This is a genomic window from Mycobacterium sp. E802, from assembly GCF_001666875.1.
GTDB lineage: Bacteria > Actinomycetota > Actinomycetes > Mycobacteriales > Mycobacteriaceae > Mycobacterium.
On the sequence record NZ_LZJD01000121.1, the window covers coordinates 1 to 5,440 of the forward strand.

Genomic DNA, 5,440 nt, shown 5'->3' on the forward strand with positions numbered 1-5,440 from the left:
ATCAACGCCTTGGCCAAGCGGTTGACCGCCAGCGCCCAGCAGCACGCTCCGACTCTTCTGCAGATCCCCGGGTGCGCGGAGCTGACCGCGGCCAAGATCCTCGGTGAGGTCGCCGGCATCGGCCGGTTCAAAAGCGAGGCCGCGTTCGGCTGCCACACCGGCGTCGCGCCCATCCCGGCCTGGTCAGGCGCCAGCGCCGGGCAGATGCGGCTAAGCCGGGCTGGTAACCGTCAACTCAACGCCGCCATCCATCGCATCGCGGTGACACAGATCCGGATGACCGGCAGCGCCGGGCAGATCTACTTCCAGAAACTGCGCGATGCCGGCAAAACCAAAGCCGCGGCCCGTCGCTGCGTCAAACGCCGCATCGCCCGCCGCGTCTACCAAGCCCTACGCCACGACGCAGGACTTCACAACGACCACCAAAACCCAGTCAAGCCGCCACAATCAGCGGCGGCTTGACATAGGAGCTATTGTTCGGCAGGGAAATGTCAGCGGACCGGCGAACTGTCCGCCCTGGCACTGGCCCTGACCCAGCGAACGCAGACGAACTCGCCGTTGAGCGCCGATTCGGCCGGTACCCATTCGGAACGGACCGGCAGCACGCGCGCTCCCTCACCCAGGGAACAGGGCGCGTAGCTGACGATCATCTCGTCGATCAAGCCCGCCGCGACGAATTGAGCGGCGACCTCTCCCCCGCCGACCACCCAGACATCCTTGCCCGCTGCGGCCGTCACCAGCTGTGGATGCAACTCTCCGACGCTTCCGGAATGAACGTGCACGGGATGCCCGGCAACAACGATCTGCGGCCGGTGAGTCAGCACCCACGTCGGCTGCTCGTACATCCACTCGCCGGGCTGGTTCTTCACGATCCACTCGTAGGTGGCAGATCCCATCACCAAGGCGCCGATGGTTCCGATGAATTCGTCGTAGCCGAATGGCCCGTTCTGGTCGATGTCACGTGAGATCAGCCAGTCCAAGCTGTCGTCGCTGTCGACGATGAACCCGTCCAGACTCGACGCGGTGTAGTACACGGTTTTCACGGTCAGCCTCTCATCCACGGGGATCAGTATGGCCGCCGGCCGGCCCGGATCAATCGCCGTTTTTTGGAATCTTCTGGAGCGCTGAGCCCTTGTGCATCGCGACGTGATCGGTCTTGTCGCTTGCGATCTCGTATTGCGGCTCGTCACCACTCGCGCGACGCATGTGCCCCTTGTAGTCCACGTCACGGGTATGAACCTTGATGATCTTGCCGCTGACATACCCGGCTTCGGAGTTCCATTTGACGTGGTCGCCAACTTTGAATCGGGTGTTCATGTCATGTGAGCTACCCGCGACCATCTGGGGTGAAACTGGGCCGACCCGGGGTATGCCAGCGCCGAGGAGGAGAGAACATGACCCAGCGGGTGTGGACAGTCGGTCACTCGACCCGTGAATTCGGCGAACTGGTCGAGCTATTGCGCACATACGACCTCACCTATCTGGTCGACGTGCGCTCATTCCCGGCGTCCCGGAAGTTCCCGCAGTGGAACAAGGCGGCCATCATCGACAGCCTGCCGCCCGACATCGGTTATCAGTGGCTGCCGAAACTCGGTGGCCGCCGCCACACCCCGGCAGGCACCCCCACGCTGAATACCGCGTGGCGGGTCAAGGCGTTCCGCGATTATGCCGATTACATGCAGACTGCCGAGTTCGCCGAGGGCCTCGGTGAGCTGATCGAGCTGTCCCGACAGCACCGGCCGGTGATCATGTGCAGCGAGGCCGTGCCGTGGCGGTGCCATCGTCGGCTGATCACCGATGCCTTGATCATCGAGGGGGTCGAGGTCACCCACATCATGTCGGCCACCTCCACCCGGCCGGCCACCTTGAACGACAACGCGAAACTCGAGGGCGGAAAGCTAATCTACCCGGCGGACGGCTGACACAGAGCGGGCCGGCTCAGCTGTCCAACACCTGCGCCACCCGAGCCTCGACGTCCACGTCGCCCAGATCGGACAGATTGATGCCGAACCGCTCGGTGAGCGCGTCGAGGACCTCTGCGGCAGTGTCGAAGCGGATACGTTCGGTCTCGCCGTGGCGGTGGATGGACAGGTTCCGGCCGCGCAGGTTTATCCGGGCGTCGTCGGTGACCAGCGCCGCCGTCAGCCCGACGACAAAGACGCCACCGGGATGCGTTGAGGCATACCAGCTTCCGACCTCCAGGTCGATTCGCGGTTGCGGCGCCGTGGTGAACCGGTACAGCGGCTGCCACTGGCCGCGGACCTGAGCGGCCAACTCGAACTCGCCGCCGGCCGGCTCTAGCAGACGGTACGGCTCGTGCCGGGTCTGCTGCACCGCGCCGGCCTGCAGCCGGATCGGCGACGACAAGGTCTGCCCGCCGAAGCCGACGTCGACCAGGAAGCGTCCCGCCTCACCCGGGACCGTCACGGCCAACACGTTGTGGGTGAGCGCGGGCAACGGCGCGTCGGGTCCTTTCATCCAGACCACGCGTCCGGCGAGACGCTCGATGCCGTAGCCCAACGCGTCGAGGGCGTAACCGAGCAGTCCGTTGTGTTCATAGCAGTACCCGCCGCGGCGTCGGGTGACGAGCTTGTCGGCCAGTGCCTCGGCGCTGAGATCGTCGACCGGAACACCCAGCAGCGGGTCGAGGTTCTCGAACGGGATGGACCGGCCATGGGCGGCCACGATGTCCTGCAGTGTGGCCAGATCGGCTGCTGCCGAGCCGTGGTAGTCGATCCGGTCGAAGTACACAGTGAGGTCGAATCCCATGGTCATCCATGATGCTGCCTCAACAGTGGTTGAGGTCAATGCCAGCGACCGTTTCCCTGCCACAACCTGCGCCGGGAGGAATGTACGATCCGCAGCATGCCGCTGCAGCCGGGGTCAAAGTTCGCCGAGTTCACGGTGGTACAGCTGCTGGGCGCCGGCGGAATGGGCGAGGTCTACCTGGTGGAGCATCCGCGTCTGCCACGCCAAGAGGCCCTCAAGATTCTGCCGGCCGGTGCCTCAGCGGATCCCGCTTATCGTGACCGGTTCACCCGTGAAGCAGAACTGGCCGCGAGTCTGTGGCATCCCAACATAGTCGCGCTGCACGACCGCGGCGAGACCGACGGTCAACTGTGGATCTCCATGGACTACGTCCGCGGCCGTGATGCCGCCGACCTCGCGCGGGCGCACCCCGCTGGGCTACCGCTGCCCGAAGCGATGACGATCGCCACCGCGGTCGCCTCGGCCTTGGACTATGCGCATGGCCACCGAATGCTGCACCGCGACGTCAAGCCGGCGAATATTCTGCTGGGTCTCAGCGACCACGGTGATCAACGTATCCTGCTCGCGGACTTCGGTATTGCTCGCCGCACCGAGGACATCAGTGGGTTGACTGCCACCAACACCACGGTGGGCACGCTGGCCTACGCCGCACCCGAACAGCTGCTCGGTCAGCAGTTGGATGGCCGTGCCGATCAATATGCGTTGGCCGCCACCGTGTTCCACCTCCTTGCCGGCAAGCCTCCGTTCGTCGATTCCAATCCTGCGGTCGTGATCGGCAAACACCTCAGCGCAGCCCCGCCTGCTCTGTCGCACTTCCGCCCCGAGCTGGCGCGGCTGGATCCTGTGTTCGCACGCGCGTTGGCGAAGCATCCGGCCGAGCGCTACCCGCGATGCGCAAATTTTGCCGACGCGTTGACCGTCGCCGACAGCGCCGCGGTCGGTGCGCCGCCGTCGATCCATCACCATGTGACAATGCCGGCGGTGGTCACCTCGACGGTCGCCGCGCCGACACAATTCGCCGTTCCCGCATGGGCGCCGAGGCCCGGCACCCCGGTCGCATCGTCGCGGGGTACCGCAGCCGCGGTAGCCGTCATGCTGGTCCTTCTGGTGTTGATGGTCGGCGCGAGTGTGTTCAGCGCCTGGCAAGCGTCACGCCCCGCGCCGCCGGCGGCAACCGAAACGCAGTGGCAGCCGTACGCCGACTTCGCCACCGGGTTCACCGAACGTCTGATGACGACGAATCCACAAACGAGTACCGCCGACGTCGGATGGCTCTTGGACAACTCGATCGGAACCTTCCATGACGAGTTCGACTCCCAGCGTGACAGTTTCGTGCAGACGTTGAATGCCGGCGGAATCACAACGACCGGGACTGCCCGATCGGTGGCACTGAAGTCATTCGACCAGCACACCGAAACCGCGGTGTTTCTCGTTGCGGCAGTATCGAAATCGACGAAGAACACCGCCGCCAACCAGGACCCTCGAAGTTTCCGATTGATCATGACCGTCAGGAAAGTCGACGACGCCTTCAAGACCTCGAAAGTGGAGTTCGCCTCATGACCGGCCGTCAAACAGCTCTGTGGATCGTCAACGCAGTTTTGCTCGTCGGTGTCGCAGCACTTACCGTGTTCGGTGGCTACGAGCTGCTGATGAAGAGCCGCCCGGCACCGGCCGCACTCGCCGACCGAGCGGACTTGCGCCAGGCCGTCACCGATGCTGCGGCGACCAGTACCGCGAAAATCCTGACGTATTCCCCCGGAACAATCGAACAGGACATGGCGGCGGGACTTGCGGTCACCACGGGTGAGTTCGCCGAGTATTACAAGGATTTCACCGAACGCATCGTCATGCCTGCCGCCCGGCAGAAGAACGTCACAACCACCGCAACCGTCGCCCAATCCGGTGTCATCTCCATCGACAACCCCGACACCGCAGCAGCATTGGTCTTCGTCAATCAGGTCACGACGAGCACCGAAAATCCCGACCCCAACCACCAGAGCAGCTCGGTGCGCGTCGGTATGCGCAAAGTTGACGGGCAGTGGCGCATCTCCAGCTTCGACCCGCAATGACGATGCGCGAGAATTCCTCTGGTGTTGGCCCTTTGATCGAACGTGGTCATGGTGCGTAGCCGATGATGTCGATCGTCTCGTCGTCATAGGTTTGAACGAGCAGTGTCGCGCCCTTGCTCGCGGTGATGTAGTCCACTTTTGCTTTCTTGCCGGACTCGAACGGCCACGGAAAAGTGCTCGCCACCTGACAGGTGTCACGATTGAACACCACCACCTCCGGCTTGCCGGCGCCAGAGAGGTTACGTTGGGCGATGAACTGCTTCGCCAACCAGATAGGCACGCCGCCAGACCCCCCTTGGCTGATGAACTGACACCGCAACGACCCGTCAGGGTTCATCAGGTCAGTGGCCCGGTCCTCTTGTATGCCAGCGCTACTCTCGCGGGTCGCGGCGAAAACGTAGTCGCCGCGGCCGTCAGTGGCAGGATAGAACGCGCCAGGCGGAACGTCGACCGGATGACCGGTCAGATAGTTCAACAGCATGTGCCGGCTCTCCCCGGAAGTGATGCATGGACCGTTCGAAGCATGCCTGGCGCATTCCTTTTCCAGGCTCACTGACACACTGTCGCCGACCGAGCGGTCCACACTCAGGTACTTCCACGTA

At 63.9% G+C, this 5,440-nt stretch carries 8 protein-coding genes; 4 read left to right on the plus strand and 4 right to left on the minus strand.

The annotated features are described in order from the left end of the window. Positions 1-462: transposase (locus A5699_RS18055; protein WP_157561039.1), on the plus strand; the 462-nt coding region annotated here is incomplete at its 5' end. Between the two features lie 29 nt (positions 463-491). Here A5699_RS18055 and A5699_RS18060 read toward each other — a convergent pair. After that, positions 492-1,043: a dihydrofolate reductase family protein gene (locus tag A5699_RS18060; RefSeq protein WP_067771686.1), complete on the minus strand. Its 552-nt coding sequence runs from the start codon at positions 1,041-1,043 to the stop codon at positions 492-494. A 49-nt stretch (positions 1,044-1,092) separates the two neighbouring features. Beyond that, positions 1,093-1,317, minus strand: coding sequence for a DUF2945 domain-containing protein (locus A5699_RS18065; protein WP_067771689.1), 225 nt, complete (start codon positions 1,315-1,317; stop codon positions 1,093-1,095). Between the two features lie 77 nt (positions 1,318-1,394). On the opposite strand from A5699_RS18065, the gene A5699_RS18070 reads away from it, so the two are divergent. After that, a complete protein-coding gene (locus A5699_RS18070; RefSeq protein ID WP_067771676.1) occupies positions 1,395-1,922 on the plus strand; it encodes a DUF488 family protein in 528 nt (175 codons plus the stop codon). A 16-nt stretch (positions 1,923-1,938) separates the two neighbouring features. Here the strand turns inward: A5699_RS18070 and A5699_RS18075 are convergent, their stop codons facing one another. Continuing rightward, positions 1,939-2,769, minus strand: coding sequence for an arylamine N-acetyltransferase (locus tag A5699_RS18075; RefSeq protein ID WP_067771692.1), 831 nt, complete (start codon positions 2,767-2,769; stop codon positions 1,939-1,941). 96 nt (positions 2,770-2,865) lie between these two features. Here A5699_RS18075 and A5699_RS18080 point away from each other — a divergent pair, with 96 nt between their 5' ends. Together A5699_RS18080 and A5699_RS18085 are read left to right on the plus strand one after the other, a co-directional pair. Continuing rightward, positions 2,866-4,329 (plus strand): serine/threonine-protein kinase, encoded by a 1,464-nt coding sequence (locus A5699_RS18080; protein WP_067771679.1) that lies wholly within the window; start codon positions 2,866-2,868, stop codon positions 4,327-4,329. Further along, positions 4,326-4,838 carry a hypothetical protein gene (locus tag A5699_RS18085; RefSeq protein ID WP_067771682.1) on the plus strand — a complete coding sequence of 171 codons (513 nt, stop codon included), beginning with the start codon at positions 4,326-4,328 and terminating at the stop codon, positions 4,836-4,838. Before A5699_RS18080 ends, A5699_RS18085 begins: the two co-directional genes overlap by 4 nt. 46 nt (positions 4,839-4,884) lie before the next feature. On the opposite strand, the gene A5699_RS18090 is transcribed toward A5699_RS18085, so the two are convergent. Continuing rightward, positions 4,885-5,440 (minus strand): hypothetical protein (locus A5699_RS18090; RefSeq protein WP_231965753.1); only part of this gene is annotated, 556 nt, incomplete at its 5' end.

Bases quoted from the DNA above. Each gene is read 5' to 3' on its own strand.
- A5699_RS18080 (WP_067771679.1), top strand. From the start codon at position 2,866: ATGCCGCTGCAGCCGGGGTCAAAGTTCGCCGAGTTCACGGTGGTACAG.
- A5699_RS18065 (WP_067771689.1), bottom strand. From the start codon at position 1,317: ATGAACACCCGATTCAAAGTTGGCGACCACGTCAAATGGAACTCCGAA.
- A5699_RS18070 (WP_067771676.1), top strand. From the start codon at position 1,395: ATGACCCAGCGGGTGTGGACAGTCGGTCACTCGACCCGTGAATTCGGC.
- A5699_RS18075 (WP_067771692.1), bottom strand. From the start codon at position 2,769: ATGGGATTCGACCTCACTGTGTACTTCGACCGGATCGACTACCACGGC.
- A5699_RS18085 (WP_067771682.1), top strand. From the start codon at position 4,326: ATGACCGGCCGTCAAACAGCTCTGTGGATCGTCAACGCAGTTTTGCTC.